This window comes from Rahnella sp. BIGb0236, from assembly GCF_004364755.1.
Taxonomy (GTDB): Bacteria; Pseudomonadota; Gammaproteobacteria; order Enterobacterales; family Enterobacteriaceae; genus Rahnella; species Rahnella victoriana.
Genome location: NZ_SOAO01000002.1, coordinates 420,313 through 445,951, shown reverse-complemented (window position 1 = coordinate 445,951; position 25,639 = coordinate 420,313). Strand labels below are relative to the sequence as shown.

Genomic DNA, 25,639 nt, shown 5'->3' with positions numbered 1-25,639 from the left:
GCACGTATTCCGGATGTGGTAATGAAAGCTGTGACTGATGGTAAAATAGTTGTTTATCAAGGGACTGGCACTGGTCGCCCAATCTATGAAACCGTGATAAATGGCAAAAGATACAATATTGCTGTCACTGTAGGTAATAACGGGTATATCGTAGGTGCTAATTTACGGGGGGCAGTGAAATGAGAAAAATAAAATTAATGGCTGATTATCAATGTCATCCATTATGGAATATTTCCACAGAAGACCATGGAGATATTTCGCCAGAAGAATTTCCAATATCTTCGGAATTAAAATATAGACTTAGAGAATGGGCCGAACGGTATGATGCCATACTCAATATAGATGATCCGGCTTCGTCTGGTTTTGAAAGCAAAGAGGAAGAAAAACAATTTATTGACGATGGTCATAAACTAGCGCGTCTTCTTCAAGAAGAACTTGGAGACAGTTATAATATTATTTATCACTCTGAGTATTAATAAATCCCGGCCACCGAGCCGGGATTTTACTTTATACGCCAGCGGGTCACTCCTCAGCCGCTAGCCGGATGATCAGCTGTCCCGGCTGCGTGATCACCTCAAGCTTCTGCCCGGTGGTAAATGCCCGAGCCAGTGCCCCTTGAGGGGGATCTGTGGATACGGATCGCGCAGTCCGTGGTTAGGGCGGTAACACAATACTCTGACGTGCTTGGAGTGTGGCGGGTAATGACGTAGAAACATGTTCAGTCATGATCAACTCATGCCCAGTTGGTGGTGGTGAGCGGTCAGTCACTGCTAGTAACACTGACTGACCGCGCTAATTACATTAGTCCTTTACTTTAGCCGTCGCTTTGCTGACGCGCGCCACGTTCTGTGTGATCTGGCTTTTTACAATCACCGCATCAAGTACCGCTTTAGCCATTTCCTGGTCTTCGACAGGTCTCGCCGCCAGCGCTTCAAAACGTAACTTCACATCATCTTCAGGTTCACGTTCGCCCGGTTGGAATAAGAGAAAGTCAGAAGTGACATGCAGAACAATCGCCAGCTTTTCTAATGCATCCGCAGTAGGTATGGGCATAGAGGGATTTTTCGTCCATGAAAGCGCTCCAGGTTGATTAGATACTCAGAAGATTTACACATTCTTCTGGCAAAGCCGGACACATACGTTTTCTTCCAGCACCTCAAAGAGCATGGTGGAGGGTATTGGCTTGGTCAGGTTTACGATGACTGGTTTGGGTTTGTTATCGAGGAGCCGGTATCGCTCAGGCGAGGAATGGAGTATTTAATAGTGACGAGGGGCAACCAGGAGGGAATCATGGAGTTTGATGACAGTCTGGATAACTTCATGTTGAAAGGGTGAGACAAAGATGGGACGTATAAGGAATGGCAAGCCTTAACAAGGTTTGTCATCTTTTTGCATGTTGGGACATGTGAGTGAGGCTACATGCGGTAATTTAATGATTTATTAAACGGTTCTTAGAACTTCTAAGCCGTAGGTCACAGGTTCGAGCCCTGTAGGGCGTACCATTTCAAAGAAAAAAATCTCTCATCAGCCAGCTCACGCCCGCCACTATCACCAGATTCACTATCACGCTGATGGCGAACCAGGTTCTGAACGGCTGTTTTTGTGTTTTATGCCGAAAAAGCTGCTGACCGGCAATCGCCCCCATCCAGCCACCGGCAACACCCAGCAGCAGCAAGGTAAATTCCGGCACCCTGCTTCTCGCTTTATATGCCGCCCGCTTGTCTATACCGTAGAACACCAGCGTCAGCAGATTGACGATCAGGAACCACGTCACAAACGGATGCGGTAAGCATGCGCTGCCCGCAGCGGCTGAGGCTAACAGCAGATAAACAATATTCTTAAAATTCATCGTAGTGACAGCATATCTACACTTTCAGCCTGTACGCCGGAACCGGCCTTGTCGTCCCCGTCAGGGTATCAAATACCTCAACCTCAGACGTGGCGACCGGCATCCCCGTTTTTCTCAGCCGGAGGACATCTGCAGCAATACGCTGAAGCCCGAACCAGAACAGGCCGTCCAGAGGATTGACCTCCAGCCCGGCTTCGAGCGCTAACCGGAGACGATCGCGCGGTGCTTTGGTTTGTTGCGCTATCTGCCGGTAAGGGGCTTCATTGATGCCTGCCGCGTTAATGCGCCGGATACGGGTGGCAAGATGGTACTGAAATTCGTCCGGTATCCCGCCCAGATCCATTTTCAGGCTGTAGACACAGCCGAAACGCTTGCCATTAAACAGGACGTTTTTCTGGCTGAGTTGCAACTCATCGCGCACACGGTCAATGAGTTGCGGCGCACGGGTCAGCAGAAGCCGGAAAGGAAGCTCAAAGCTGGTGACGTAATCGACGTTCAGCAGCGCAATTCGCAGACGCTCCTCTGCACCCGCCTTATTCTCCTGACATTCGGCAATCACATCTTTCCATTGCTGGATAAGGCGAGGGGATTCAGTGGTTTCAGTAAAACGATATTTTTCAATCTGGTAATCAATGCGTCCGGTCACACCGAATTCCCTTCTGGTCACATTTCAGTATCGGTTGTTTACTTTACCAGCGGCAGGTCACCACCGGAAGCCTTCAAAAAAGCCTGACCGTGAGGCGTTAGAAATCCAGCTCAAGGGCAAAACACAGATAAGCCATTAACGGCGCGCAATGTCTGAACTGCTCAGCACAAAACTCAACAACATCCGACCGGCACAACTCTTCAAAGGCGATGTTTTTAATTGCGATAAAATCTTTGCGTTTTAATTCAGCTAACAGCGGATGGTTTTTATCATAGCCTCTTGGCGGACGGCTCAGGCTGTCGCCATCCATCACAAAACCGTTATCGTGCAATGTCTTCAGGGCTTTCTGATAAGCATTGGGATTCTCATCAATACAGGCGCGGATCGCGTTTAACGCTTTCGATTCCGGATGCCAGATCCCTGCGGCAATAAAACAACCGTCTTCGGCGATGTGCACATACAGGCCGGGCGCGTGAACATCTTTCCCCTGAAAATGACGAAACTGAATGCCGACATTGGTTTTGTAAGGCGTTTTATCTTTGCTGAAACGGCTGTCGCGTTGCGGGCGCATCAGGCTGCCACCCACTTTTTTAGACACGGCAGTCAGTCTCGGGGAAATGGCAACAATCTCTGGTTGCATGTGTTCGATAAACTTCAGCGCGGGCGTTCTCAGCGTATTCTCGTATTCATCCTGATTCGCTTTAAACCAGTCACGGGTGTTGTTCCGGGCGAGCTTATTGAGAAATTGCAAACCGTCGGCGCTAAAAATTGCCCCTGCCGGAGCCGTCTTTCCAGATGTCTGAGTCGTCATTATTGATGAACCTTTATCACTGCCAATGTGGAAAATAAGGGTAATCCTGACGCCAGATCCTATTCGGTGCCTGCCGAAAAGCCAACAGATTTGGAAAACCTTTCGCAAAGCGAACATTGGCCAGCGCGTGGATCCTCCCGCCGCTTACTGTTAAACATTCCTCTTAAATCATTCTGTTACACAAACCCATATAAAGAGTAATGGATTGATCGTTTTCACCGATCAGTCTGATCAATTCGATCTGTTTAACCAATTATCTTTTTGTTTTCTATGCCGATAAGATCGCCGCGCTTTATTAAGTGTTTACCTTATGAGATTCACATTATTTCGATTGCTGTCGGAAGGTATTGCTTTGCGCTTTTTTTGACATGACGGAATGGATACTGAAATGGACATCAGAGAAGAAATCGTGTTTTCCCCTGACTTGCCAGACCGTGACCCGCCGGCACGTATTCTGGTGATAAAACTCCGCCATTTTGGTGATGTGCTACTGATCACGCCCTTAATCAGCACATTAAAAGCGAACTATCCGCGCGCCCTGATTGATGTGCTGGTGTATGGCGGCACGGAGGTGATGCTGGCGGGAAATAAGGCGTTATACCTCACCTATACCGTTGACCGGACGCTGAAACAACAGGGGCTTAGGCAGCAATATCGCGGCGAGAGGGCGCTGCTGAACAGTTTGCGCGGACGGCATTACGATCTGATCCTCAACCTGTCAGATCAATGGCGGGCGGCATTTTACTGTTACCAGCTCCATCCCAAATTCAGCATCGGTTTTCGTTATCCCCGGCGTGACAATCTTTTATGGCGGTTTTGCCACTCGGCGCTGGTGGATACCGCCCGGCACGCTTCACAGCATACCGTCATGAATAACCTGAGCATTTTGCAGCCGCTGGCATTACGCGACAGGGTTACGGATGTCACGATGGCCTGCCGGCAGAGGGACGTTGATCATCTGGCGCGGTTGTGCGGGAAAACACCGCTTACCGACTATATCGTGATCCAGCCGTCTGCACGCTGGGCATTCAAAAACTGGTCGATGGCCTCATACAGCAAACTGATTGATCACCTGATGCAGCGTGGCGAAAAGGTGGTGATCACCGGTGGCCCTTCCGCCGGAGAACGCGACACTGTCCGGCAGATCCTTGATGGCTGTCTTTATCCGCAGGACATTATCAATCTGGCCGGAAAACTGGACATGCCTGAACTGGCGGTACTGATTGACCGCGCCAAATTGTTTATCGGCGTGGACTCCGCGCCGATGCATATGGCCGCCGCACTGCAAACACCTTCTGTTGTCCTTTTTGGCCCCAGCAATCTCAGACAATGGCATCCCTGGCAGGCACCTCACACGCTGATCTGGGCAGGCAATTATCGTCCGCTGCCGTCGCCGGAGGACATTGATACCGGTACGGCGGAGCGATACCTCGATGCCATTCCGGTGGCGGATGTGATTACCGCGGTTTCCCGCCGTCTGGCATTGCTCAACGCACCGGTGATCCGCCCGGCAACATCACAAAATTGTTTACCTGAAATGAGTTGATCATGATCCCACCCGTTCCTGCTGTTGCATCTTCCACTGCCCGTCGTCATCTTATCCGACCGGATAACGCGGCGGCTTTTATGCTGGGCGTGTCCTTGCCGGTCTCCAATGCCCTGATGCATCTTGCGCTGGGGAGCATCTTGTTATGTGTTCTCTGGCAGCGTGACGGAAAAAATCTGCGCAGACTCATCCGGCATCCGCTGGTGTGGTTGCCTGCGCTGATGTTCACTCTGCTGGCCTGTTCTGTTTTTCTGCAACCGCAGGATTACGGCGCGGAGATGGTGGAGAAGTACAAAAAGCTGTTGTATGTCCTGCCGCTGGCGCTGTTTTTCCTTAACGTCCCGGCGGCGTTTAACCGGTTTGTCAGCGGATTTTTACTGGCAAACGGCGTGATATTGCTGCTCAGTCTGGCGGCCGGTCTTCTTCCCCTGTCGATCGGGCATATCAGTCCGCTGAACCCGACGGTTTTTAAACTGCACATCACGCAGAATTTCTTTATGGCGCTGGCGGCGCTGCTGTGGCTGTCGAGGGCCTTTGCCCATCGGGGGATCAGACGACCGGGCTATGCTGTGTTGGTCGTGCTGGCCAGTTATGACGTGCTGTTTCTGGTATTAGGCCGCACCGGTTATGTCGCGCTGGTCGTTGGCACCGGCGTCTGGCTGTTGCTGTCTTCGGGATGGCGTCAGCGTCTGGCCGTGATGGCATGCGGGGTGTGTGTGATTTGCGTGGTGGTGCTGATTCCCAACCGTGCGGCGGAACGCGTGGTGCTCGGCGTGGCAGAAATACACCATTGTCTGTCGCTGACCGGTGGCGATGCTTACGACGCCTGCAAAACATCGATGGGGCAACGCACGGCGTTTGTCCAGAAATCGCTGCGGCTGATAAAACACTCGCCGTGGTTCGGGAACGGCGCGGGCAGTTTCTGGTACGGCAATCCGGATACCGGTTATCAGGTTAATAATCCGCATAATCAGTATCTGCTGGAAGCCGTACAGTCCGGCCTGACGGGGCTGGCATTGTTTCTTGTCTGGATGGCGTATTGCTACCGCGAAGCCTGGCGGCAGCCGGTCGCCATCCGCAACCTGATGATCGCGGTACTCACTGCCTATATGGCCTGCCACTTATTCAACGCCTTCCTGCTCGATTCAGCGGAAGGCCATTTGTTTATGGTGATGGCGGCGGTGCTGGCGGGGAAGGGCATGAAGCGAAGGCAGGAATAGCCTGTTCCTGCCTTCATGCTGACCGTGACGCTTACAGGGTGAAAACAGACGGGGCTCTGCCTTTTGCCAGCCCGTCATTCGCCCGTTCACTCAGCTCAAACAGCACCGGCACTAAATGCGCGGTCGCCTTGAGATAGGCGCTGATCTGCGGGATACCTTCCGGCGGGACGATCTCGCCATTCTCCAGCCCTTCGCTCAGGCAAAGCAGACCATGACACAATCCTTCGGCAGAGTCTGAGGCCAGCGCGCTGAGATCGTAAAGCTGGGCATCTTCAAAGTGACTGAATTCCAGCTCTGCGATCAGTGAGCGGAAGACGGTAATTGAGTTTTCTGTTAATGCAGTTTCGGTGTTCGTCATTTTAAAAGCTCCTAGATGATTAAATGACTGCAACACAAGACGCTAAACTTGGGTGGCAGCTCAGACGGGGTTAGCGTACCGGACACACTAGGAAAACCGGTGCTTCTTTCGAAGCCCCCACCTGAGCCACCATTATTTAGAGTGAATCAAAGTGCGCGGCATTATTACACAATGTCGCCTAGTTATGTCTTTCGGAACGCTAATTCCGGCTGCGGATTTTGCCGCAGCAAGGAGACTTTATTCCTGCCGCCGGAACAAAGAAACAGGCTGGATGCATTTACAGGGAGTTGTATTCAGATCTGGAAGACGTCTCGCAAAGAGCAGTATAAAAGCAATCGATGTGGCAAAAATGGCGGAGTATCCGCTGAAAAATACCAGGGTCATTTGCGGCGATGATGAGCGCCGCGCCGGTGGTGTGGATCCTATGTTCTGAAATCCAGCCGTTACAACGTCGCGATTTTGATATCACCTGCTCGACCACCACCAACGGGATCTTTACTATGATGATCGGCGCAACTTTTCTGACGTTGATGGACAATATCGGCGCGGCAGGGAAGAAGCTGCGCGATATCGGGCAGTAAGTGCGGAAAAATGGTTATCCGCAAAGCAAACAATCATCAGGGAGCGGTATATGCGTGAGCTAACGAAAATGACCAGCGGGCTGGATTATCAGATCAACGATGAGGAATTACGTGAAATTCGTTATCAGACCCGCGATAAAGTGGATGCGTTTAATGCGCTGAGCGCACGACAAACCGCAGAAAAGGACGCACTGATCAGAAAAATATTTGGTCAGGTGGGCAGTAATGTGCATTTTGAAAAAGGCATGCGCATTGATTACGGTATCAATACCGTGCTCGGGAATAATGTCTTTATTAATTTTAACTTTGTCTTACTCGATTGCGCGCCGGTCACGATAGGCAATAACGTTTTTATTGGCCCCGATGTGCAAATTTATACGGCGCAACATCCGCTGGATATTGAGATACGTCGTGAACATATCGGCAGCGCGCGGCCGGTGACTGTCGGTAACGATGTCTGGATCGGCGGAGGGTGTATCATTCTGCCGGGCGTCACTCTGGGTGATGGCTGTACTGTCGGGGCGGGCAGCGTGGTCACGCGATCCGTTCCGGCGGGTTCGGTGGCCTGCGGGAGTCCCTGTCGCGTCATTCGTTAAAGAAATTCCTAATCAAAAAATATTCATGCTTTGAGAAACAAGACATAAAAAAGCCCGCTCCAGGCGGGCTGCAAATGCAAAAAGTACAATATTTCTTAAAGTGCGCACAGCATGAAACACAATGTAATCTAAATCAATTAATTATCTTCCTGAAATAAGTATCAGCACACTTTTTGGGGATTTTGATCAAATAGTGATCGTTATGACGGTTCTTTATATCGCAGCGCATCCAGCAATAAAGCAAACGCGGTGGTGTGTTGTTTGCGGCTGGGATAATACAAATAATAGCCGGGGAAAGGTTCACACCAGTCCTGCAATACCCGTATTAACTTTCCGCTGGCGATGTCCGATGCCACGGAGTCTTCCGGCACATACGCCAGACCGAAGCCGTTAACCGCCGCATCAATTCTCTGCCGCAGGCTGTTAAAGGTTAACTGTCCGTCGACGCGTACTTTTAATTCCCGTCCATCCTGACCAAATTCCCACGCATAAATCCCGCCCATGGTCGGCAGACGCATATTGATGCAGCGGTGGCTTTGTAATTCCTGCGGCGTTAAGGGAATACCTTCCCTGGCGAAATACGCGGGGGAACCGATCACCGCCATGCTCATTTCAGGCCCGATACGCAGGGCGATCATGTCTTTGGCGACCTGTTCCCCGAGACGAATTCCGGCGTCGAAGCGGCCTGTCACAATATCTGTCAGCGCATTATCCAGAATGATTTCGATATTAATATCGCTGTATTCGGCGAGGAATTTTTTTAATACCGGCCAGAGGATCGAATCCACTGCGTGTTCGCCGGCGGTAATGCGGATATTCCCTGCCGGGCGTTCGCGCATCTCGCTTAACGCCTCCAGTTCAGATTCTATTTCTGCAAAGCGCGGGCCGAGGCTGGCGACCATTTTTTCACCGGCTTCCGTCGGGGCAACGCTGCGGGTGGTGCGGGTCAGCAACCGCAGCTCCAGCCGTTCTTCCAGACCCCGGATTGAATGACTGAGTGCCGATTGTGAAACCCCCAGTTTTGCCGCCGCTTTGGTAAAACTGCGCTCCCTCGCCACGACGAGGAAAGAAATTAAATCGTTGAAATTCTCTTTTAACATGCCGGATCCGATTGTCATTACCCATTACTGAGCGGATTATAATCAGTTCATCTTTCGTAAGCGACGCCTATTGATGCCGGATTAGTGAATGAGATTCATAACGGCAATCATAATTTAGCGTCTTATTACCGCGTATTCCGGATGCTATTATCGCCCCATAAGAGTGATGACTATCCCGGTCACATTTAATCTTATCCACGCCTCTGTCACTGCTGTCATTTTCAGTTTCCGATTGAAATCAGCTGCCGTTTGAAAACAAACCACGTGTGATCCCGTGTCGAATCGCGCACTCATTACGCTATTTTTAAGAGGACGCTTGTGATGCATAAAGACGTTATTGACTCCCTGATCGGGTGGATAGATGAACATATTGATAAGCCGTTGAAAATCAGCGATGTTGCTGAAAAATCAGGCTATTCAAAATGGCATTTACAAAGAATGTTTCAGCAGGTCATCGGTGAAACGCTGGGCAATTATATTCGCGACAGAAAACTCGAATTAGCGGCGAATGAACTTCTCCACACAAAAAATGCGGTAATTGATATTTCCTTTAAGTACGGGTACGACTCGCAACAATCTTTTTCCCGCACCTTTTCGCGCAAATACCATTTGCCGCCGCAGGCATATCGCAGAATGCATCAGTCACAACCTGCGTAATGATTAATTACTGACGTACTTTTTGATTTTGTTTTTATTTAACGCAAATTCACTGATTGAGTGAATAACCAGATGGGAATATTGAGGTGGGAAACCATGAATAATTTGGGGCGCATCAGGCCTTTGGCAGTGCTTTGTCTTTTATCCGGGAGTGTAGTGTTTGCCGGCTGTGACAGCGGTAAAAACGCCGCGTCGGGCCAGCCTGCATTACCTGACGTCAATGTCGTGAAACTCAGCACCGCACCGCTGAATATGACCTCCGAATTGCCGGGCAGAACCTCAGCGCTGCGGGTGGCAGAAGTGCGCCCGCAGGTCTCCGGCATCATACAAAAACGTCTTTTCACCGAAGGCAGCGATGTGACTGCCGGACAGGCGTTGTACCAGATTGATCCCGCGCCCTATCAGGCGACGCTGGATAACGCGCTGGGCGCACTGGCACAGGCTGAAGCCAGTGCGCGCATCGCCGTCACCACGGTGAACCGTTACCGTCCGCTGACCGGCACGCATTACATCAGTCAGCAGGATTTCGATCAGGCGCAGGCCACGGCGCAACAGGCGCAGGCGGCAATGGTTGCCGCAAAAGCGGCGGTGAAATCCGCGCGTATCAATCTGGGTTATACCCGTGTGACGTCACCGATTTCCGGGCGTATTGGCCGCTCCTCCGTCACCGAAGGCGCGCTGGTGCAAAACGCCCAAACCACGGCGCTGGCGACGGTTCAGCAGCTCGATACCTTGTATGTCGATGTCACGCAGTCGGGGGATGAATTCCTGCGTCTGCGTCAGGAAATGTCCGGCGGCCAGCTGCGTCAGGTGGAAGGCAAAGCTGAAGTTACCGTGCTGCTCTCTGACGGCAGCGCGTATGCGCCGAAAGGTTCGCTGGAATTCTCCGACGTGACGGTGGACGAAACCACCGGCTCCATCACCTTGCGCGCGCTGATCCCGAACCCTCAGTACCGGTTATTGCCGGGAATGTTCGTGCGTGCGCGGCTTGAAGAGGGCGTTGCTCCGTCGGCGTTACTGGTGCCGCAGGTGGCGATTACCCGCAACCCGCGGGGAGATGCGACGGCGCTGGTGGTTGGCACGGATAACAAAGTGGCACTGAAAAATGTCATCACAGGCAAAGCCTTTGGCGATCAGTGGCAGGTGCTGTCAGGACTGGCGGCGGGCGAGCGCGTGGTGGTGTCCAGCGTACAAAAAGTCAAACCGGGTGAAGTTGTTTCTGCCCACGAACAGCCAGCCAGGTCTTAATCAGGGAACGCGGAAATCATGTCTAAATTCTTTATCGATCGGCCTATTTTTGCCTGGGTGATCGCCATTATCGTCATGCTGGCAGGGGCGATCTCAATCATTAATCTGCCTGTAGAACAGTATCCCAGCGTAGCGCCACCGGCGATCCAGATCCGCGCACAATATCCGGGCGCGGATGCCACCACGTTGCAGAACTCCGTGACGCAGGTGATTGAGCAAAACATGAATGGCCTCGACGGGCTGATGTACATGTCCTCAACCAGCGATTCGTCGGGCACCCTGCAACTGACGCTGTCCTTCAAAACCGGCACCGACGCGGATATCGCGCAGGTTCAGGTGCAGAACAAACTGCAACTGGCGACGCCGTTATTGCCGTCGGAAGTGCAGCAACAGGGGATCACCGTCCGTAAATCGTCCAGCACCTTTATGATGGTGGTCGGTTTTGTGAACAGTAATCACACCATGACCCAGCAGGATATTTCGGACTACGTCGGTTCGAATATTAAAGATCCGATCAGCCGTATCGATGGCGTGGGGGATACGCAGATCTTCGGTTCGCAATACGCCATGCGTATCTGGCTGGATCCGGCCAGACTGAATAATTATCAGCTGACGCCGGTGGATGTGATCAGCGAGCTGAACACCCAGAATGCGCAGGTTGCCGCCGGACAAATCGGCGGTGCGCCACCGGTGCCGGGACAGCAACTGAATGCCTCGCTCATCGCGCAAACCCGGCTGATCTCACCGGAAGAATTTGGCGACATTTTGCTGAAGGTGAATGCCGACGGTTCGCAGGTGCGGCTGCGTGATGTTGCCCGCATTGAGCGCGGCGGGGAAGATTATCAGTTCGTGGTGAAAATTAACGGGCAACCGGCGTCGGCACTGGGGATCCAGCTCGCGGCCGGAGCCAATGCGCTGGATACGGCGGCGGCGGTGCGCGCCGAACTGGAACAACTGCGGCCGTTCTTCCCGGACGGTTTGCAGGTGGTCTATCCCTACGACACCACGCCGTTTATCAAAATCTCGATTAATGAGGTGGTGAAAACGCTGTTCGAAGCCATTGTGCTGGTGTTTCTGGTGATGTTCCTGTTCCTGCAAAACGTCAGGGCGACGCTGATCCCGACCATTGCCGTGCCGGTGGTGTTACTGGGGACGTTTGGCATTCTCGCCGCCTGCGGTTTTACCATCAACACGCTGACGATGTTCGGCATGGTGCTCGCCATCGGGCTGCTGGTGGATGATGCGATCGTGGTGGTGGAAAACGTTGAGCGCGTGATGGCCGAAGAGGGTCTGTCGCCCAAAGCGGCGACACGAAAATCGATGGCGCAAATTCAGGGCGCGCTGGTGGGTATCGCGCTGGTGCTGTCGGCGGTCTTTGTGCCGATGGCCTTTTTCGGCGGCACCACCGGCGTGATTTATCGTCAGTTCTCGATAACGATTGTGTCTGCGATGGCCTTGTCGGTGCTGGTGGCATTAATACTGACGCCCGCATTGTGCGTCACGTTGCTTAAACCGGTGGCGCAGGGCAGCCACGGGAAAACCACCGGTTTCTTTGGCTGGTTCAACCGTAAGTTTGACCAGAGTACGCAGCATTACACGTCCTCGGTCGGGCGGATTTTGCAAAGTACCGGGCGTTACATCGTCATTTATCTGCTGATTGTGGCAGGCATGGTGGTGATGTTTATGCGCCTGCCGACCTCGTTTTTACCTGATGAAGATCAGGGCGTGCTGGCGACGCAGGCCATTTTACCGGCGGGTGCCACGCAGGAGCGGACGCAGAAAGTGCTCGATTCCATCACTGCACACTATATGAATGACGAAAAACGTAATGTCGCGAATGTCCTCACCGTTAACGGTTTCGGGTTTGCCGGACGCGGGCAAAACGTCGGTATCGCCTTTATCGGCCTGAAAGACTGGCGCGAGCGTGCCGGTGACGCCAACAACGTGACGGCGATCGTTCAGCGTGCCAACGCGGCGTTTTCAAAAATCCTCGACGGCACCGTCGTGGCGTTCAACCTGCCGCCGATTATCGCGCTGGGCAATGCCACAGGTTTCGATTTTGAACTGATCGACCGTGGCAATCTGGGGCATCAGAAACTGCTTGAGGCGCGTAATCAGTTGCTGGCGCTGGCAGCGCAGCATCCGGATGTGCTGATGGCGGTAAGGCCGAACGGCATGGAAGATATGCCGCAATACAAAGTGACAATTGATCAGGAAAAAGCCAGGGCGCTGGGGTTATCGCTGTCGGATATCAACACCACCTTGTCGGCGGCCTGGGGCGGCAGTTACGTGAACGACTTCGTCGATAATGGCCGCGTGAAAAAAGTCTATGTCATGAGTGATGCGCCTTACCGCATGATGCCGGACGATCTCAATAACTGGTTTGTGCGCGCGACTAACGGGAAAATGGTGCCGTTTGCCAGCTTCTCGACGGCGAAATGGGTGTATGGTTCGCCGCGTCTGGAACGCTATAACGGACTGTCTTCACTGGAGATCCTCGGGCAGCCTGCGCCGGGTAAAAGTTCCGGCGAAGCCATGGCGCTGATGGAACAACTGGCGGGGCAGTTACCTGCGGGGATGGGTCATGACTGGACCGGCATGTCGTATCAGGAACGCATGAGCGGTGAACAGGCACCGGCGCTGTATGCCATCTCGCTGGTTGTGGTGTTCCTGTGTCTGGCGGCACTGTATGAAAGCTGGTCAATCCCGTTCTCGGTGATGCTGGTAGTTCCGCTTGGCGTGGTCGGCGCGTTGCTGGCGACCAGCCTGCGCGGGCTGAATAACGATGTGTATTTCGTGGTCGGCCTGCTGACCACCATCGGGCTGGCGGCGAAAAACGCCATTCTGATCGTCGAATTCGCCAATGATCTGATGCTGAAAGAAGGCAAACCGCTGCTGGAAGCCACGCTTGACGCGGTGCGGATGCGGTTGCGGCCGATCCTGATGACGTCGCTGGCGTTTATCCTCGGGGTCCTGCCGCTGGCGATCAGCAACGGCGCGGGTTCCGGTGCACAAAACGCGGTCGGAACCGGCGTGATGGGCGGGATGATTTCCGCCACGTTACTGGCCATCTTCTTTGTGCCGGTGTTCTTCGTGGTGGTGCGCCGGCGTTTCGCCGGGACGCCCGGCCAGAGCGAAGAGTAAGGGCGGAAGGGGCTATTAATGAGTTTAATTCATAGCTCCTTGCGTATTCAGCTATATAGTCGCAACAAACGAATGGCGCTACAGTCTGTATTACGATGACTATTCCAGCGGCGGTTGCCGCAGCGGAGAATGAAATGACTGACAAAATGAAAATTACCCGAAGCGGTTCTGTGCCTTCTCAGAACGGTCCTGAAAGTTACTTCACCGGTAAGGTGCGTATCGACTCGCCGTTCAGCGGCACTGAATCTGCCCGTGTGGGCGGGGCGACCGTGACCTTTGAGCCGGGCGCCCGTACCGCCTGGCATACCCATCCGCTGGGTCAGACGTTGATCATTACGCAGGGTCGCGGCTGGTTACAGGAAGAGGGCGGCGAAATCCGTGAAATGAACGTCGGCGATATCGTGTGGATCCCGGAAGGGGTGAAACACTGGCACGGCGCAACCCCTGAGAATGCCATGACGCACATCGCGATTGCCGAATCCCTGAACGGCAGCCCGGTAGAGTGGATGGAAAAAGTGACGGACGCGCAGTATTCCAGATAATGTAAAGTCACACGTTAATGTCTGCAAACGGCTGCCCTTTGGGTGGCCGTTTTTTTATCCTAAATTATCGGGCTAACCGCTCACCTGTTTTATTTACGGTTAAAAAGCCCCGTTATTCGACGCATTAAAACCGCCGCTTTCTGTAGCCCTGTAATCACTAACTCGACTAATATAAACAGACATCAACTACAGAGTCGTATCGGTATGCCTTATTATTCTCCGGGTGAGAGTCTCGTGCGTGAGCGTTCGGATCGCTTTTTAAAGCGAATGTATTTAATGCGCATGCTCGGCACTTTCCTCTGCTTTTTTCCGGTGCTTTCCGTTCTGCTCGAACGTCAGGTTTCCTGGATACCGATATGTCTGCTGGCGCTGAATGCGTTTGTCTGGCCGCATGTCGCGATGCTGATTTCCCATCGCGCAAAACATCCTAATCAGGCCGAGTTCAGAAATCTGGCGTTTGACGCCATCGCAGGCGGCGCATGGGTGGCGCTGATGGGCGTGTGCCCGCTGCCGTCGGCCATTATTACGTCTATTCTGATTGCCGACCGTTTCTCTGCCGGTGGCTGGCATTTGCTGCGCCGTGCCGCGCTGTTTTATTGCGCTGGTTTTCTCCTTTGCTGGCTGGCGGCGGGAATGCCTTTTTATCCCGTCGTCACCGACCGGACGCTGTGGCTGACGCTGCCGCTGTCGACTATTTATATTATTGCCTTCAGCGCCGCCAATTATTCCATCTCCCGCAAGCTGCGCGATAAACAACATGAGCTGGAAAAGGCGGCGCTGATGGATCCGTTCCTCGGGCTGCCAAACCGGCGTTTACTTGACCGGCGGCTGATGCTGGAATTTGAACGTTCGAAACATGATTTATCCTGCCTGATGGTATTGGGCGTGGATGATCTTAAGATGGTGAATGACTTATTCGGGCGCGAGGCGGGGGATTATGTATTGCGATCCGTGTCAGCGATTTTGCGCCATGAAACCGGGCAAAATGATTTCCCGGCTATTCTGGGCGGCGATGAATTTGTGGTGATCCTGCCGGGCGTCTCCGAAGAGGAAGCCTATGCCGTGGGTTACCGGTTATTACTGAAAACCTCAGAGATCCGTTTGTCGCAAGACTCGGGTTTCCAGTGCTCGCTGAGTATCGGGGTGGCGACGTCCAGACATCATGAGAATTACAATCAGTGGCTGGCGGCGGCAGAGCGCGCATTAGTGAACGTCAAAAAAAATGGCAAGAACAGTATTGGCAGTGTGGGCCGGGCGGAACTCGCGGCTCAGCTACAATGAAGTGAATTCACCGTTTATCCTGGATGATCAATGAAAAATATCACAATAATGATGGTAGCAGCGGTAGCTATAGCGGGTGTGCTGGCAGGGTGTTCATCGATTGATAAGCCGGTGGGAGACGAAACCTATCGTCCGGCGAATTATGATGCGGCGTTTGCGCAAGGCGAGGCGAGCTATACCACGTCCGTTTTTTCAATTCTTGAACGTCAGCGCCGTGCGGATACCTACAAAAAAATCTTCACGTTTTGTACCGGTAAATTCCAGACGCTGGGCGAAAGTAATGATGGCGAGAAGGTGCACATAAGATTTGCCTGCCTGCCGAAACAGACGTCTCAGACGCAGCAAAGCCCGTATTCGCTGCAACCGGCGACCACGTCACCGTCGCTGTACTGAGACTGAGACGTCGTCCCTTTATCCGAGGAAACATGCACATGGAAAGACCTGATTTCATCCGTCACTGGCGCGAACTCGAAAGCCCGGATGACAGCGGTTATGCCGGTGATGACGAACGGATGTCCTTCGGCGCGCCGCTTGGCAGGGCGCTCGGATTGACGAAAATTGGCATTCACCACGAACGTTTGTTGCCGGGGCGGCGTACCTGTTACGCGCACGCAGAAAGTTCAGAAGATGAGTTTGTCTACGTGCTGGAAGGCACGCCGGATGCCTGGATCAACGGCCACCTGCACCGGCTTAAACCGGGCGATGCCGTGGGGTTTCCGCACGGAACCGGCATCTGCCACACCTTTATCAATAATACGGACGAGGAAATTCGTCTGCTGGTGGTGGGCGAGGCGAATAAACCGGAAAACCGGATTTATTATCCGCTGAATCAGGAATACGAAGCGACGCGCAAAGACCGCTGGCGGGATGTGCCTGAGCAGCAATTCGGTGACCATGACGGCATTTCTGACCGGCGACGTGAGCACAATAAAACGTCTGACTGACCGCCGGAAAACGTAAGAAAAAAGCCGGTGTTCTGAATACCGGCTTTTCTATTTAAGATGTCTGATTACACACATTTACTGCACCGAAAGCGACTGCCAGCGTTGCTGACAATACGGCATCATGCGGTGAATTTTCAGGCTCTGCGCCTGATGACGGTTCAGTGAATAGCCCTCCGGCGTGATCTCTAAGGTATCGCCGGTGTGCAGGGTGAAATCATTATCCACGGACAAGATCAGCTTCAGATTTTTAAACGCCTGAATGCAGATATATTTCAGTCCGGTTTGCGGGATACTCAGGATGTCTATGATTTTCCATTCCATATTCTCACTCCTTTCCTGTGGCTGCCTGATTTTTCGTTTCCCTTTTCTACCTCAAATCCCTGTCATTTTTTGTCATGACAAAGTAATGATTTCTTTATAGGCGTTCCTGTTATTTGAATGCTTGAACTGACTCACAAAAAGCAAGACGGGCTTGCGTACGGATCGCAGAATGAATTAATTAAACGAGATCTCACTCTTTTAGAAAGGTTATTCAGAGCGTAAACGGAAATTAAAAAGACTTGAACTCAACGCTATAAAGCGGGTATTCCTGAGTGCTTTCTACTTTTCTTATATTTTTCAGGGGCAGGACGACATGCATTATTGGATGAAGGGTTTTCTCGGTACGCTGTTCGCGTTAAGCACTTTTTCCTCGCTGGCCAGTCAATGTATCGAAACCCGCGCGGGAATTGACATGGGATCCGGTACCACCAAAATTCAGGTGGCGCAGGTGGATATTTGCCAGCATCAGCTGGGAAAAGTGCTGTATGAAGACCAACGGCCGCTGGGCTTTAATGACGACCTGGGCAAATCCGGCAACAACCACATCAGCGAAGCCATGCAACAGCAAGGCGTGACGGCGCTGAAAGAGATGGTCGATAAAGCCCGCACTTTCCATCCGCAGCGCATTACCGGCGTCGCCACGGCCGTGTTTCGTTCGGCGGCCAACGGTCAGCAGGTGATTGACCGTTTCAATCAGCAGACGCACATCCAGTTGCGGGTGATTTCTCAGGAGCAGGAAGCGGAGCTGGGATTCCTGTCGGCGAAAGCGGCGCTGCATGACAACACCATTAAAAATCAGGATCTGCTGGTCTGGGATATCGGCGGAGGCTCGATGCAAATGACCGCCCTGCGTGAGCAAAATGGTCAGCCGGTGACGGATATTTATCAGGGCAGACTGGCGTCTGTGACGTTGAAAGAATTCATTATCAGCGTACTGAAAAATCAGGCACTGGATAAAGCCGCCTCGCCCAACCCGATTGGCTCGCTGCGCAATACGGTTCTGCGTTACGTGAATTTCTACGCCCGGACGCACGTCAGCCCGCAAATCAAACAGGATGCGCAAACCCGCCGGGTGATCGGAATCGGCGGCGTGCACGGTTTTTCGCTGAAAGATCAGCTGCATCCGAAGGACAATACCTACACGCTGGCCGATGTTGAACGCGTGTCTAAAAATCAGGTATGGAAAGGGGACAGCGAACTTACCGGCGAATACCGCGCCACCGATGTCAGCAATTTGCTGCTGGTGGAAGGTTTTATGCAGGCGCTGAATATCCCGCAGGTGACGATTGTCAAAGCCAGCCTGATCCAGGGCATCCTGGTGCAATAAATCCGGTAAACGATGCGCGACACTGCGCTTAGCGTTTATTCAGAAGACCCCTTTAAGAACGGCTGTTTTCACTGAAGGAGCAGAATGATATGACAACTGACTCAATGACCCCGCCGCAGGATGATTTCATCTGGCTGGAAGGTTTACGCAACGAAAAAGCGCTGGAATGGGCGCGCGGGCAAAATGCCATCACGCTGAAAGCCTTTACGCAGGGCAAGGACTTCGAACCGTTGCGGGAGAAAGTGCTGGAAGGTCTGAACTCACCGGATCACATCCCCGGTGTGTGGAAATGCGGGCATGACTGGTACAACTTCTGGCAGGATGCGCAGAATCCAAAAGGGTTGTTGCGTAAAACAACGCTGGATGAATTCCGCAAAGCACAACCGGCATGGCAAACCGTGCTGGATATTGATGCGCTGGGCAAAGCCGAAGGCAAGGACTGGGTGTTTCATGGCTTCCTGAATCTGAAGCCGGATTTTGACCGTGCATTGTTAATGCTCTCACCCGACGGGGGAGATGCATCAGAAGTGCGCGAGTTTGATTTAGTCACTCAGGATTTCGTTCCCGGCGGGTTCTGTCTGCCGGTCGCGAAAAGCCGTATCAGCTGGATTGACCGCGACCATTTATTTGTCGCGACCGATTTTGGAGAAGGATCCCTGACTGATTCGGGTTACCCGCGCATCGTCAAAATCTGGCAGCGCGGTACGCCGCTCTCTGACGCGGTCACCGTGTTCAGCGCGGAGAAAACCGACATGCTGGCGGCGGGTTATCGCGATGCCATGAAAGGCTTCGAGCACAGTTACGTCGTTCGGGTGATCGACTTCTATCACCGCGAAGTGTTCCTGCTTGATGACGGCAAAGACCTGGTCAAAATCGATCTGCCGACGGATGCCAAATTCAGTACCTGGCGGGAATGGATCCTGATCCAGCCTTCCAGCGAATGGCAGGTAAACGGTGAAAGCTGGCCTTCCGGTTCGCTGCTGACCATGAATTTTGATGCCTTTATGGCCGGTGATCGTACGCTGAAGCCGCTGTTTATGCCTTCTGCTCATGCTTCCCTCAGCGGCGTCACGGCAACCCGTGACCAGCTCAACGGTTATTCTTACACCCGTGATCACATTATTCTCAGCATCACCCGCGATGTGTCCAACCGGCTGGAAGTACTGACGCCAAAAGACGGCGGCTGGCAGCGTCAGCCGTTTGGCAACGTGCCGGAACTGAGCAAAATCAATGCGTGGGGCGTGGATGACGACACCAATGAATATTTCATGAGTGTCAGTGGCTTCCTGCAACCGGCCAGTTTGTCGCTTGGTAATCTGGATAACGGCGCGGAGGTGGAAGCCGAACTGCTGAAACAAGATCCGTCGCATTTTGACGCGTCAGCGTATCAGGTCAGCCAGCATTTCGCGGTCTCCGACGACGGCACCCGCGTGCCGTATTTCGTGGTCTGCCGCAAAGACGTGGCGTACGACGGCAAAAATCCGACCCTGCTTTATGGCTACGGCGGTTTTGAAGTCTCGCTTGACCCGTATTATCTCGGCGTCAGTGGCGTGTCGTGGCTGGATCGCGGCGGCGTGTTTGTGGTGGCGAATATCCGCGGCGGGGGCGAATACGGGCCGGAATGGCACAAAGCGGCGCTGAAGGAAAAACGTCTGCGCGCCTATGAAGATTTCGCCTCCGTGGCGAAAGCGCTGATCGCCAGTAAAATCACGTCTCCGGCCCATCTGGCGGCGCAGGGCGGCAGCAACGGCGGTTTACTGGTCGGCAATATGCTGACGCGCTACCCGGAACTGTTCGGTGCGATTGTCTGTGAGGTGGCGCTGCTGGATATGTACCGGTATACGCAAATCTCGGCTGGCGCGTCATGGATTGCGGAATACGGCGACCCGCAGAAACCGGAAGAGTGGGCGTTTATCCGCGAATTTTCTCCGTATCACAATATCGATCCGGCAAAAAAATACCCGCCGGTGTTGTTCTCTACGGCCACCAGCGATGACCGCGTCGGGCCTGACCATGCGCGTAAAATGGCAGCGAAAATGCAGGCGCTGGGCATCCCGGATGTCTGGTTCTACGAGAATACCGACGGCGGTCACAGCGCCGCTGCTGACAAAAAACAGTCGGCGTTTAAGCGGGTGATGGTCAGTGAATTCCTGATGCATACCCTCGGCCGCCACTGAGCACGTTAAGCTGCTGACTGACCCTCAACGGGATACCCTCGTGGTATCCCGTTCATATTTCGACATGTTTTATCCGCGCTGAATCACCGTAAAAACGTTGCCCCGCTAATCATTCCTTGTTTATTATTTCGGCTTCATTTGATAACAATTATCAAAATCATTTCTTATTCATTCTCATTTTCGGGTAATCGCATGTTAAAGAACACCGCTCGCGTGCTGTCAGTTGCCGGCCTGATGGCCACTTCCTTTGCCAGTTTAGCCACCACCTATCCGCTGACCGTGACGGATATGTCCGGCCAGCAAGTCACGATCGATAAAGCCCCGCAACGGGTAATTTTACAGGATGGCCGTGACCTGCTGGCGCTGGCCGTGCTGGACAAAGCCAACCCGTTCCAGCATGTGGTGGCATGGAATAACCTGCTGAAAAAAACCGACAGCGGCACCTGGGACATGCTGAAAAGCAAATGGCCGGAATCCGCTAAAATCCTTGATATGGGATTCAGCGATAAAGGGCAGGTGGATCTGGAAACTGTGATCGCCAAAAAACCGGATCTGATGGTGGCGCAGTTGCGTGCGAAAGATTCGCTGGCGCAGGCAGGCGTGCTGGATAAACTGGCGGCGTTGCATATTCCGGTGGTGTTCCTGGATTACGAACTGGATCCGGCCAAAAATACCGCCCCGAGCATCGAACTGCTCGGCCAGGTGATGGATCAGGAAGACAATGCCCGCGCCTATACCACCTTCTATAACCAGCATTTTGACGCTATTCAGAAAGCGGTGTCTGCCGTTAAAACCAGGCCAAATGTGTTCATTGAGCCGATTGCCGGTCGCGATGATTCCTGCTGCTTTACCCACGGTAACGCGGGCTGGGGCAAACTGATCCAGGCGGTTGGCGCCAATAACATCGGCTCGACATTGCTGCCGGGCGCATCGGGCACGGTTTCGCTGGAGCAGGTGATCAGCATGAAGCCAGACGTGTACATCATGACCGGCTCGGCGCGTCCGAAAGGCGGTTCCGTGACGCATATTCTGCCGTTCGGGTATGGCGCAGATGAAGCCAGCATTGATAAAGAAGCCGCGGTGCTGACTCACCGTACCGGCGTGGCGCAGATCCCGGCCGTCAGCGACAAACGCGTGTATGCGATTTATCACCAGTTCTACAACCACCCGTACAACATTGTCGGGATGGAATATCTGGCGAAGTTTATCTATCCGCAGCAGTTTAAAAACGTCGATCCGGCGAAGACTTACCACGATATCGTACGCAACTACACCAACCTGCCGGATCAGGATCTGATCCTCGGCTGGTCTGCGAAAAAATAAGCCCTGAGACCCGCCCGTCTGTGGTCACGCAGGCGGGTTTTCAACCCCCGTGGTATGCCTTCTGCACAAACTTTACCTCCGTCACATTTGTTGACACTCCGTTAATTCATACAAAAATCTAACTGTATTACTGTATCTGCATAACGCCGACTGGCGTGGTACGACACATCAACAAGGTGAATTTATGCAATCTGAAGAACAGCGTTTAATTGACGGGCTTTTTAGTCGCTTGCAACAGGCTGAGTCCAATACGGCACCGCGTGATGCGGAAGCTGAACGTGTGATTCAGGCCCATATTCGTCAGCAGCCGTCTGCCCCGTATTACATGGCGCAGGCGATGATTATTCAGGAAGCCGCGCTGACCAAACTGAACGCCCAGGTGCAGGAACTGCAACAGCAGGTCGAACAACTGCAACAGCAGGCGCAGACCGCCAAACCGCAAAGCAGCGGATTCCTGGCCGGGTTGTTTGGCGGCGGTGCGTCACAGCCTGCGCCGCAACGTCCGGCGTCACAGGGCAGCCAGCCGATCCCCGGCACGCAGGGATGGGGGGCTCAGCCACAACAGCCGCAATATGCCCAACAGCCGCAACAGCAGGCACCGGCACAGGCTGCACCCCAGCAGCCGGGTTTTCTGGGCAGCGCATTACGTACCGCCGCAGGCGTGGCGGGCGGTGTGGTGCTGGCGGATATGCTGACCGGCATGTTCCACCACAGCCAGCCGCAGGAAATCGTCAACATTATCGAAGAACCGCCGGTGCAGGATCTCAATCCTGCCGACAGCAGCTTCCTCGATAACAGTCAGGGGTTCGACAGCAATCAGCCGTCGTGGGAAGACGCGTCACTGCGTAATGACAACGCGGATTTGGGTTTCGGAAATGACGACTTTGATACGGATGATTTCAACAACGACGACGATTCGTTTTTCTAACTGACTGATGTTATACGATTCAGAAGGGCAATCTGGCAGCAGAAAACGGCAACAAAATGCCAGGAGTGAGAGGTTTATCGCTTATTGCTATCAGAATTCTGGACAAAAGTTAAATCTGTTGCTGTACTGTATTTGACACACATTTTGTGTCCAACATTCACGTAAAGGTAAGTTTGATGTCTAAGATTAAAGGTAGCGTTAAGTGGTTCAATGAATCAAAAGGTTTTGGTTTCATTACCCCTGAAGATGGCAGCAAAGATGTTTTCGTTCATTTCTCTGCTATTTCCAGCAACGGTTTCAAAACCCTTGCTGAAGGCCAGCGCGTAGAGTTCGAAATCACCAATGGTGCCAAAGGCCCGTCGGCTGCTAACGTTATCGCTATCTGACTTTAGCCGAATTCTAAAAAACCCGCCGAAGCGGGTTTTTTTTTGCCTGTTATCCGCCAGCGTTATTCTGCTTTACGCACCAGCGTGACAAACATCAGGATGGCGATGGCGTAGCAACCGAGGATCGTCAGCCCCATCGACAATGCCGGATGGCTGCCAAAGCCGGTCACCGGTACCGCAACCGCGCCCAGAGCAAACATACACACGCCCAGCAGGGCGGAGGCGCTGCCTGCATTTTTTCCCTGACTTTGCATCGCCAGCGACCCGGCATTCGGGCCGATAATCCCGATCACCATCACCGAGAAGAACAGCGGGATCAGCAGCATGACCAGCGGCGCATTCAGGCTGGCGGAAATCACCAGCGCCACCGAGGCTATGGCCGCGATGCATAAACCGGCTTTGACCAGTGCCATTTCGCCGAAACGGTGGCTCAGGCGGGTTGAGACCTGCGCGGAAATCACCAGTCCGATACCGTTAATGGCGAAGCACAGGCTGAACATCTGCGGGCTGAGATGGTAAATCTGTTGCAGAACGAACGGCGATGCACCGATATAGGCAAACATCCCCGCCATGATAAAGCCCTGCGTCAGGCACAGGCCCATAAAGGGACTGTGTTTCAGCAGGCCAAATACCGAGCCTAACATGCTGAGGATCCCGCCCTGCGCCCGGCGTTCCGGCGCTAAGGTTTCGTGCAGTTTCAGCGAAGAGAAGCTGAACAGCAAAATGGCGATTAAGGCCAGTACGCCGAATATGCCCCGCCAGTTCATCCAGTTCAGCATCGCGCCACCCAGTACCGGCGCGACAATCGGCGCCAGCCCGTTCACCAGCATCAGCAGGGCAAAAAAGCGGGTCAGTTCATGCCCGTTATACAGATCCCTGGCCACGGCGCGCGACAGTACCGCGCCGCCCGCACCGGCAATGCCCTGTAACAGACGGGCGACTATCAGCTGATTGATGTCCTGCGCCACCGCGCACCAGACAGAGGCGGCCAGCAATAAGGCCAGTGACCACAATAAAGGGCGCATACGGCCATAGCGATCGCTCAGCGGGCCGAACAGCAACTGGCCGAAACCGAGACCGAGTAAACCGGCGGTCAGGCTGAGCTGCGCGCTGGCCGTCGACGTATTCAGGTCGCCCGCCATTTCCGGCAGCGCCGGTAAATATAAATCTGTGCATAAAGGTCCGAGAGCGGCGAGTGAGCCGAGGACCAGGGCATAACCGAGGCGTTTTTCTTGCAGGTGAGCGCTCATGGTAAATGTTTATTCCGCTTTGCTGGTGGTTAAATCCGTTTCGAAGAGATCCTGAAAGTAGCGATGGTATAAGGCTTCCAGAAGCTCCGCGTCGGCGTGAACAGTTGTCATGCGACGAAATGCGGTGCCTTCACAAATCACCGCTAAAGACTCCACTTTCGCCGTCATTTCGGCATCAGAAAACTGCGGGAAAGTGGCACTGAGGAGAGATTTTGCTTCGCTGAACAATTGTTTTTCAGAGTCGCGCCAGATTTTTTCCACGGCGGGATTGCGGGTGGCTTCTGCGGCCACTTCCAGCATCAGCGCGTGGTCAATTTCTGCCTGCTCTTTTTGTTCGGTGCACTGTTCTTCTTTATAAGGTGCGCTCAAATTGCCGATCCGCCGGTACGCCAGATTATGGGCGACCTGCTGCAAATTATGCGCATTGCCGGTCATCAGACGGATTTTCTTCATCACGATGCGCCGGACAATTTCCTCAATGATCGCGTCTTTATTGGCGAAGTACCGGTAAATTTGCCCCACACTCAGCAGTGACGTTTTGGCGATTTCAGCCATCCCCGCCCCGTGAAAGCCGTGTTTGCGAAAACACAGGCGGGCGGCGGCAATGATCTGGTCGCGTCGTGCGCTGATGCGCGCGTCTTTGGTGCATTGTTGTGGGGGAAGCATGAGATACCTGGTCGGTTGCCAATAATGATTGTGAACGATCATTCTCAATTATAGGCAATATGGAGAGACAGGTAAATATTTGTATTATGAATGGAATAAAAAGTGACGTTTCATTTCAGCCTGACCCGCGTCACTTGGCGGGGCCGCTATGACAGATAAGCCTGCAAAAAGGCCATGACAGTGAAGAGGCACAGGGCGACAGTCAGGAATTCAGAAGACGTTTTTGGAGCAGAAAACATAGGAACCTCAATTTATAAACTGACATGAATTGAGGCTATTATCGGTAAGGAACATGAAGGAAACATTAAGATCAGTGCGCGGTGTACCAGCTGACCAGCGCAAAGGCCAGTAAGGTCATGGCCAGCGAACCGGCGAGATTCAGCGCCATGTTCAGCAGGGCGGCACCGAAGCGGCCATCCTGAAGCATGTACACCACTTCCAGAGAGAAGGTGGAAAACGTGGTCAGGCCGCCGCAGAAACCCGTGGTGATCAGCAGTTTCCACACCGGATCGATATGAGTCAGGCGGGTGAAAATGGCGATACCCAGACCGATGATAAAGGCACCGACCAGATTGACGGTCAGCGTACCGGCTGGCAGCACCGGGCTGATGCCGTTCATTTTCAGACTGACATACCAGCGCACAACGCTGCCAATACCGCCACCAATAAAGACTGCAAGTAAGGTGCTAAACATAGGAATGCCTTAAAAAAACAGATGAATTCACAAAGGGCCGGGCG

General features: G+C 53.2%; 27 protein-coding genes and 1 pseudogene. 18 read left to right on the top strand and 10 right to left on the bottom strand.

Annotated features, from left to right (window positions below; genetic code table 11):
- Positions 1-21 precede the first annotated feature (21 nt).
- Together EDF78_RS25735 and EDF78_RS05615 are read left to right on the top strand one after the other, a co-directional pair.
- The gene (locus EDF78_RS25735; RefSeq protein WP_166654442.1) at positions 22-183 is read left to right on the top strand and encodes a hypothetical protein; all 162 of its coding nucleotides are present in this window, start codon (positions 22-24) and stop codon (positions 181-183) included.
- Complete coding sequence (locus EDF78_RS05615) at positions 180-476, top strand: hypothetical protein (RefSeq protein WP_131692664.1); 297 nt, start codon at positions 180-182, stop codon at positions 474-476. The genes EDF78_RS25735 and EDF78_RS05615 overlap by 4 nt, the downstream gene beginning before the upstream one ends.
- Before the next feature lie 325 nt (positions 477-801).
- Here the strand turns inward: EDF78_RS05615 and EDF78_RS05605 are convergent, their stop codons facing one another.
- The 4 genes from EDF78_RS05605 to EDF78_RS05585 form a co-directional block, all read right to left on the bottom strand.
- Positions 802-1,053 carry an XRE family transcriptional regulator gene (locus EDF78_RS05605; protein ID WP_119826691.1) on the bottom strand — a complete coding sequence of 84 codons (252 nt, stop codon included), beginning with the start codon at positions 1,051-1,053 and terminating at the stop codon, positions 802-804.
- 451 nt (positions 1,054-1,504) lie between these two features.
- The gene (locus EDF78_RS05595; RefSeq protein WP_133822711.1) at positions 1,505-1,849 is read right to left on the bottom strand and encodes a DUF1294 domain-containing protein; all 345 of its coding nucleotides are present in this window, start codon (positions 1,847-1,849) and stop codon (positions 1,505-1,507) included.
- Positions 1,850-1,865: 16 nt separating this feature from the next.
- The gene (locus EDF78_RS05590; RefSeq protein WP_095925058.1) at positions 1,866-2,495 is read right to left on the bottom strand and encodes a DNA-binding protein; all 630 of its coding nucleotides are present in this window, start codon (positions 2,493-2,495) and stop codon (positions 1,866-1,868) included.
- A 97-nt stretch (positions 2,496-2,592) separates the two neighbouring features.
- Positions 2,593-3,306 carry a DUF2461 domain-containing protein gene (locus EDF78_RS05585; protein WP_095925059.1) on the bottom strand — a complete coding sequence of 238 codons (714 nt, stop codon included), beginning with the start codon at positions 3,304-3,306 and terminating at the stop codon, positions 2,593-2,595.
- Positions 3,307-3,694: 388 nt separating this feature from the next.
- Between EDF78_RS05585 and rfaQ the strand changes: the two genes are divergently transcribed.
- The gene (gene rfaQ / locus EDF78_RS05580; RefSeq protein ID WP_243839419.1) at positions 3,695-4,852 is read left to right on the top strand and encodes a putative lipopolysaccharide heptosyltransferase III; all 1,158 of its coding nucleotides are present in this window, start codon (positions 3,695-3,697) and stop codon (positions 4,850-4,852) included.
- An 80-nt stretch (positions 4,853-4,932) separates the two neighbouring features.
- Positions 4,933-6,072 carry an O-antigen ligase family protein gene (locus tag EDF78_RS05575; protein WP_229921001.1) on the top strand — a complete coding sequence of 380 codons (1,140 nt, stop codon included), beginning with the start codon at positions 4,933-4,935 and terminating at the stop codon, positions 6,070-6,072.
- A gap of 31 nt (positions 6,073-6,103) precedes the next feature.
- Here the strand turns inward: EDF78_RS05575 and EDF78_RS05570 are convergent, their stop codons facing one another.
- A complete protein-coding gene (locus EDF78_RS05570; RefSeq protein WP_095925062.1) occupies positions 6,104-6,430 on the bottom strand; it encodes a hypothetical protein in 327 nt (108 codons plus the stop codon).
- 395 nt (positions 6,431-6,825) lie between these two features.
- Here EDF78_RS05570 and EDF78_RS05565 point away from each other — a divergent pair.
- A pseudogene (locus EDF78_RS05565) lies at positions 6,826-6,978 on the top strand (MFS transporter); the annotation flags it as partial.
- A gap of 83 nt (positions 6,979-7,061) precedes the next feature.
- On the top strand, positions 7,062-7,607 hold the full coding sequence (locus EDF78_RS05560) for a sugar O-acetyltransferase (protein ID WP_119826681.1): 546 nt from the start codon (positions 7,062-7,064) through the stop codon (positions 7,605-7,607).
- Between the two features lie 200 nt (positions 7,608-7,807).
- Here EDF78_RS05560 and EDF78_RS05555 read toward each other — a convergent pair whose 3' ends face one another.
- Positions 7,808-8,707, bottom strand: a complete 900-nt coding sequence (locus EDF78_RS05555) for a LysR family transcriptional regulator (RefSeq protein ID WP_095925296.1) — start codon at positions 8,705-8,707, stop codon at positions 7,808-7,810.
- A 321-nt stretch (positions 8,708-9,028) separates the two neighbouring features.
- On the opposite strand from EDF78_RS05555, the gene EDF78_RS05550 reads away from it, so the two are divergent.
- The 7 genes from EDF78_RS05550 (at position 9,029) to EDF78_RS05520 (ending at position 16,523) form a co-directional block, all read left to right on the top strand.
- Complete coding sequence (locus tag EDF78_RS05550) at positions 9,029-9,364, top strand: helix-turn-helix domain-containing protein (protein WP_095925064.1); 336 nt, start codon at positions 9,029-9,031, stop codon at positions 9,362-9,364.
- Between the two features lie 96 nt (positions 9,365-9,460).
- Entirely contained in the window at positions 9,461-10,612 is a 1,152-nt protein-coding gene (locus tag EDF78_RS05545; RefSeq protein ID WP_133822708.1) for an efflux RND transporter periplasmic adaptor subunit, read from the top strand.
- An 18-nt stretch (positions 10,613-10,630) separates the two neighbouring features.
- The gene (locus tag EDF78_RS05540; protein ID WP_133822707.1) at positions 10,631-13,756 is read left to right on the top strand and encodes an efflux RND transporter permease subunit; all 3,126 of its coding nucleotides are present in this window, start codon (positions 10,631-10,633) and stop codon (positions 13,754-13,756) included.
- 146 nt (positions 13,757-13,902) lie between these two features.
- Entirely contained in the window at positions 13,903-14,298 is a 396-nt protein-coding gene (locus EDF78_RS05535; protein WP_095925297.1) for a cupin domain-containing protein, read from the top strand.
- 276 nt (positions 14,299-14,574) lie between these two features.
- Positions 14,575-15,579 carry a diguanylate cyclase gene (locus tag EDF78_RS05530; RefSeq protein ID WP_232770010.1) on the top strand — a complete coding sequence of 335 codons (1,005 nt, stop codon included), beginning with the start codon at positions 14,575-14,577 and terminating at the stop codon, positions 15,577-15,579.
- A gap of 30 nt (positions 15,580-15,609) precedes the next feature.
- Positions 15,610-15,972, top strand: coding sequence for a hypothetical protein (locus EDF78_RS05525; RefSeq protein ID WP_133822706.1), 363 nt, complete (start codon positions 15,610-15,612; stop codon positions 15,970-15,972).
- A gap of 38 nt (positions 15,973-16,010) precedes the next feature.
- Positions 16,011-16,523 (top strand): cupin domain-containing protein, encoded by a 513-nt coding sequence (locus tag EDF78_RS05520; RefSeq protein ID WP_195816822.1) that lies wholly within the window; start codon positions 16,011-16,013, stop codon positions 16,521-16,523.
- A 75-nt stretch (positions 16,524-16,598) separates the two neighbouring features.
- Here the strand turns inward: EDF78_RS05520 and EDF78_RS05515 are convergent, their stop codons facing one another.
- The gene (locus EDF78_RS05515; RefSeq protein WP_095925070.1) at positions 16,599-16,844 is read right to left on the bottom strand and encodes a hypothetical protein; all 246 of its coding nucleotides are present in this window, start codon (positions 16,842-16,844) and stop codon (positions 16,599-16,601) included.
- Between the two features lie 313 nt (positions 16,845-17,157).
- Between EDF78_RS05515 and EDF78_RS05510 the strand changes: the two genes are divergently transcribed.
- From EDF78_RS05510 to cspE, 5 genes are all read left to right on the top strand, one after another.
- Positions 17,158-18,171: a phosphatase gene (locus tag EDF78_RS05510; RefSeq protein ID WP_119826671.1), complete on the top strand. Its 1,014-nt coding sequence runs from the start codon at positions 17,158-17,160 to the stop codon at positions 18,169-18,171.
- An 89-nt stretch (positions 18,172-18,260) separates the two neighbouring features.
- The gene (locus EDF78_RS05505; protein WP_133822705.1) at positions 18,261-20,348 is read left to right on the top strand and encodes a prolyl oligopeptidase family serine peptidase; all 2,088 of its coding nucleotides are present in this window, start codon (positions 18,261-18,263) and stop codon (positions 20,346-20,348) included.
- Positions 20,349-20,540: 192 nt separating this feature from the next.
- Complete coding sequence (locus tag EDF78_RS05500; RefSeq protein ID WP_133822704.1) at positions 20,541-21,671, top strand: ABC transporter substrate-binding protein; 1,131 nt, start codon at positions 20,541-20,543, stop codon at positions 21,669-21,671.
- A 184-nt stretch (positions 21,672-21,855) separates the two neighbouring features.
- Positions 21,856-22,599, top strand: a complete 744-nt coding sequence (locus tag EDF78_RS05495; RefSeq protein ID WP_095925074.1) for a DUF2076 domain-containing protein — start codon at positions 21,856-21,858, stop codon at positions 22,597-22,599.
- A gap of 176 nt (positions 22,600-22,775) precedes the next feature.
- Positions 22,776-22,985 carry a transcription antiterminator/RNA stability regulator CspE gene (cspE, locus tag EDF78_RS05490; RefSeq protein WP_009636912.1) on the top strand — a complete coding sequence of 70 codons (210 nt, stop codon included), beginning with the start codon at positions 22,776-22,778 and terminating at the stop codon, positions 22,983-22,985.
- 62 nt (positions 22,986-23,047) lie between these two features.
- Here the strand turns inward: cspE and EDF78_RS05485 are convergent, their stop codons facing one another.
- The 3 genes from EDF78_RS05485 to crcB form a co-directional block, all read right to left on the bottom strand.
- The gene (locus EDF78_RS05485) at positions 23,048-24,235 is read right to left on the bottom strand and encodes a multidrug effflux MFS transporter (protein ID WP_133822703.1); all 1,188 of its coding nucleotides are present in this window, start codon (positions 24,233-24,235) and stop codon (positions 23,048-23,050) included.
- A gap of 9 nt (positions 24,236-24,244) precedes the next feature.
- A complete protein-coding gene (locus EDF78_RS05480) occupies positions 24,245-24,901 on the bottom strand; it encodes a TetR family transcriptional regulator (RefSeq protein ID WP_133822702.1) in 657 nt (218 codons plus the stop codon).
- 310 nt (positions 24,902-25,211) lie between these two features.
- Positions 25,212-25,595 carry a fluoride efflux transporter CrcB gene (crcB, locus tag EDF78_RS05475; protein WP_133822701.1) on the bottom strand — a complete coding sequence of 128 codons (384 nt, stop codon included), beginning with the start codon at positions 25,593-25,595 and terminating at the stop codon, positions 25,212-25,214.
- Positions 25,596-25,639 lie beyond the last annotated feature (44 nt).

What these genes read in the sequence shown, in the direction of transcription:
- EDF78_RS05605 (WP_119826691.1), bottom strand. Translation starts at nt 1,053, where the DNA reads ATGCCCATACCTACTGCGGATGCATTAGAAAAGCTGGCGATTGTTCTG.
- EDF78_RS05495 (WP_095925074.1), top strand. Translation starts at nt 21,856, where the DNA reads ATGCAATCTGAAGAACAGCGTTTAATTGACGGGCTTTTTAGTCGCTTG.
- EDF78_RS05560 (WP_119826681.1), top strand. Translation starts at nt 7,062, where the DNA reads ATGCGTGAGCTAACGAAAATGACCAGCGGGCTGGATTATCAGATCAAC.
- EDF78_RS05480 (WP_133822702.1), bottom strand. Translation starts at nt 24,901, where the DNA reads ATGCTTCCCCCACAACAATGCACCAAAGACGCGCGCATCAGCGCACGA.
- EDF78_RS05520 (WP_195816822.1), top strand. Translation starts at nt 16,011, where the DNA reads ATGGAAAGACCTGATTTCATCCGTCACTGGCGCGAACTCGAAAGCCCG.
- EDF78_RS05570 (WP_095925062.1), bottom strand. Translation starts at nt 6,430, where the DNA reads ATGACGAACACCGAAACTGCATTAACAGAAAACTCAATTACCGTCTTC.
- EDF78_RS05535 (WP_095925297.1), top strand. Translation starts at nt 13,903, where the DNA reads ATGAAAATTACCCGAAGCGGTTCTGTGCCTTCTCAGAACGGTCCTGAA.
- EDF78_RS05485 (WP_133822703.1), bottom strand. Translation starts at nt 24,235, where the DNA reads ATGAGCGCTCACCTGCAAGAAAAACGCCTCGGTTATGCCCTGGTCCTC.
- EDF78_RS05575 (WP_229921001.1), top strand. Translation starts at nt 4,933, where the DNA reads ATGCTGGGCGTGTCCTTGCCGGTCTCCAATGCCCTGATGCATCTTGCG.
- EDF78_RS05505 (WP_133822705.1), top strand. Translation starts at nt 18,261, where the DNA reads ATGACAACTGACTCAATGACCCCGCCGCAGGATGATTTCATCTGGCTG.
- EDF78_RS05555 (WP_095925296.1), bottom strand. Translation starts at nt 8,707, where the DNA reads ATGTTAAAAGAGAATTTCAACGATTTAATTTCTTTCCTCGTCGTGGCG.
- rfaQ (WP_243839419.1), top strand. Translation starts at nt 3,695, where the DNA reads ATGGACATCAGAGAAGAAATCGTGTTTTCCCCTGACTTGCCAGACCGT.
- EDF78_RS05510 (WP_119826671.1), top strand. Translation starts at nt 17,158, where the DNA reads ATGCATTATTGGATGAAGGGTTTTCTCGGTACGCTGTTCGCGTTAAGC.
- EDF78_RS05545 (WP_133822708.1), top strand. Translation starts at nt 9,461, where the DNA reads ATGAATAATTTGGGGCGCATCAGGCCTTTGGCAGTGCTTTGTCTTTTA.
- EDF78_RS05615 (WP_131692664.1), top strand. Translation starts at nt 180, where the DNA reads ATGAGAAAAATAAAATTAATGGCTGATTATCAATGTCATCCATTATGG.
- EDF78_RS05530 (WP_232770010.1), top strand. Translation starts at nt 14,575, where the DNA reads ATGCGCATGCTCGGCACTTTCCTCTGCTTTTTTCCGGTGCTTTCCGTT.
- EDF78_RS05525 (WP_133822706.1), top strand. Translation starts at nt 15,610, where the DNA reads ATGAAAAATATCACAATAATGATGGTAGCAGCGGTAGCTATAGCGGGT.
- EDF78_RS05595 (WP_133822711.1), bottom strand. Translation starts at nt 1,849, where the DNA reads ATGAATTTTAAGAATATTGTTTATCTGCTGTTAGCCTCAGCCGCTGCG.
- EDF78_RS05540 (WP_133822707.1), top strand. Translation starts at nt 10,631, where the DNA reads ATGTCTAAATTCTTTATCGATCGGCCTATTTTTGCCTGGGTGATCGCC.
- cspE (WP_009636912.1), top strand. Translation starts at nt 22,776, where the DNA reads ATGTCTAAGATTAAAGGTAGCGTTAAGTGGTTCAATGAATCAAAAGGT.
- EDF78_RS05500 (WP_133822704.1), top strand. Translation starts at nt 20,541, where the DNA reads ATGTTAAAGAACACCGCTCGCGTGCTGTCAGTTGCCGGCCTGATGGCC.
- EDF78_RS05585 (WP_095925059.1), bottom strand. Translation starts at nt 3,306, where the DNA reads ATGACGACTCAGACATCTGGAAAGACGGCTCCGGCAGGGGCAATTTTT.
- EDF78_RS05550 (WP_095925064.1), top strand. Translation starts at nt 9,029, where the DNA reads ATGCATAAAGACGTTATTGACTCCCTGATCGGGTGGATAGATGAACAT.
- EDF78_RS25735 (WP_166654442.1), top strand. Translation starts at nt 22, where the DNA reads ATGAAAGCTGTGACTGATGGTAAAATAGTTGTTTATCAAGGGACTGGC.
- EDF78_RS05515 (WP_095925070.1), bottom strand. Translation starts at nt 16,844, where the DNA reads ATGGAATGGAAAATCATAGACATCCTGAGTATCCCGCAAACCGGACTG.
- crcB (WP_133822701.1), bottom strand. Translation starts at nt 25,595, where the DNA reads ATGTTTAGCACCTTACTTGCAGTCTTTATTGGTGGCGGTATTGGCAGC.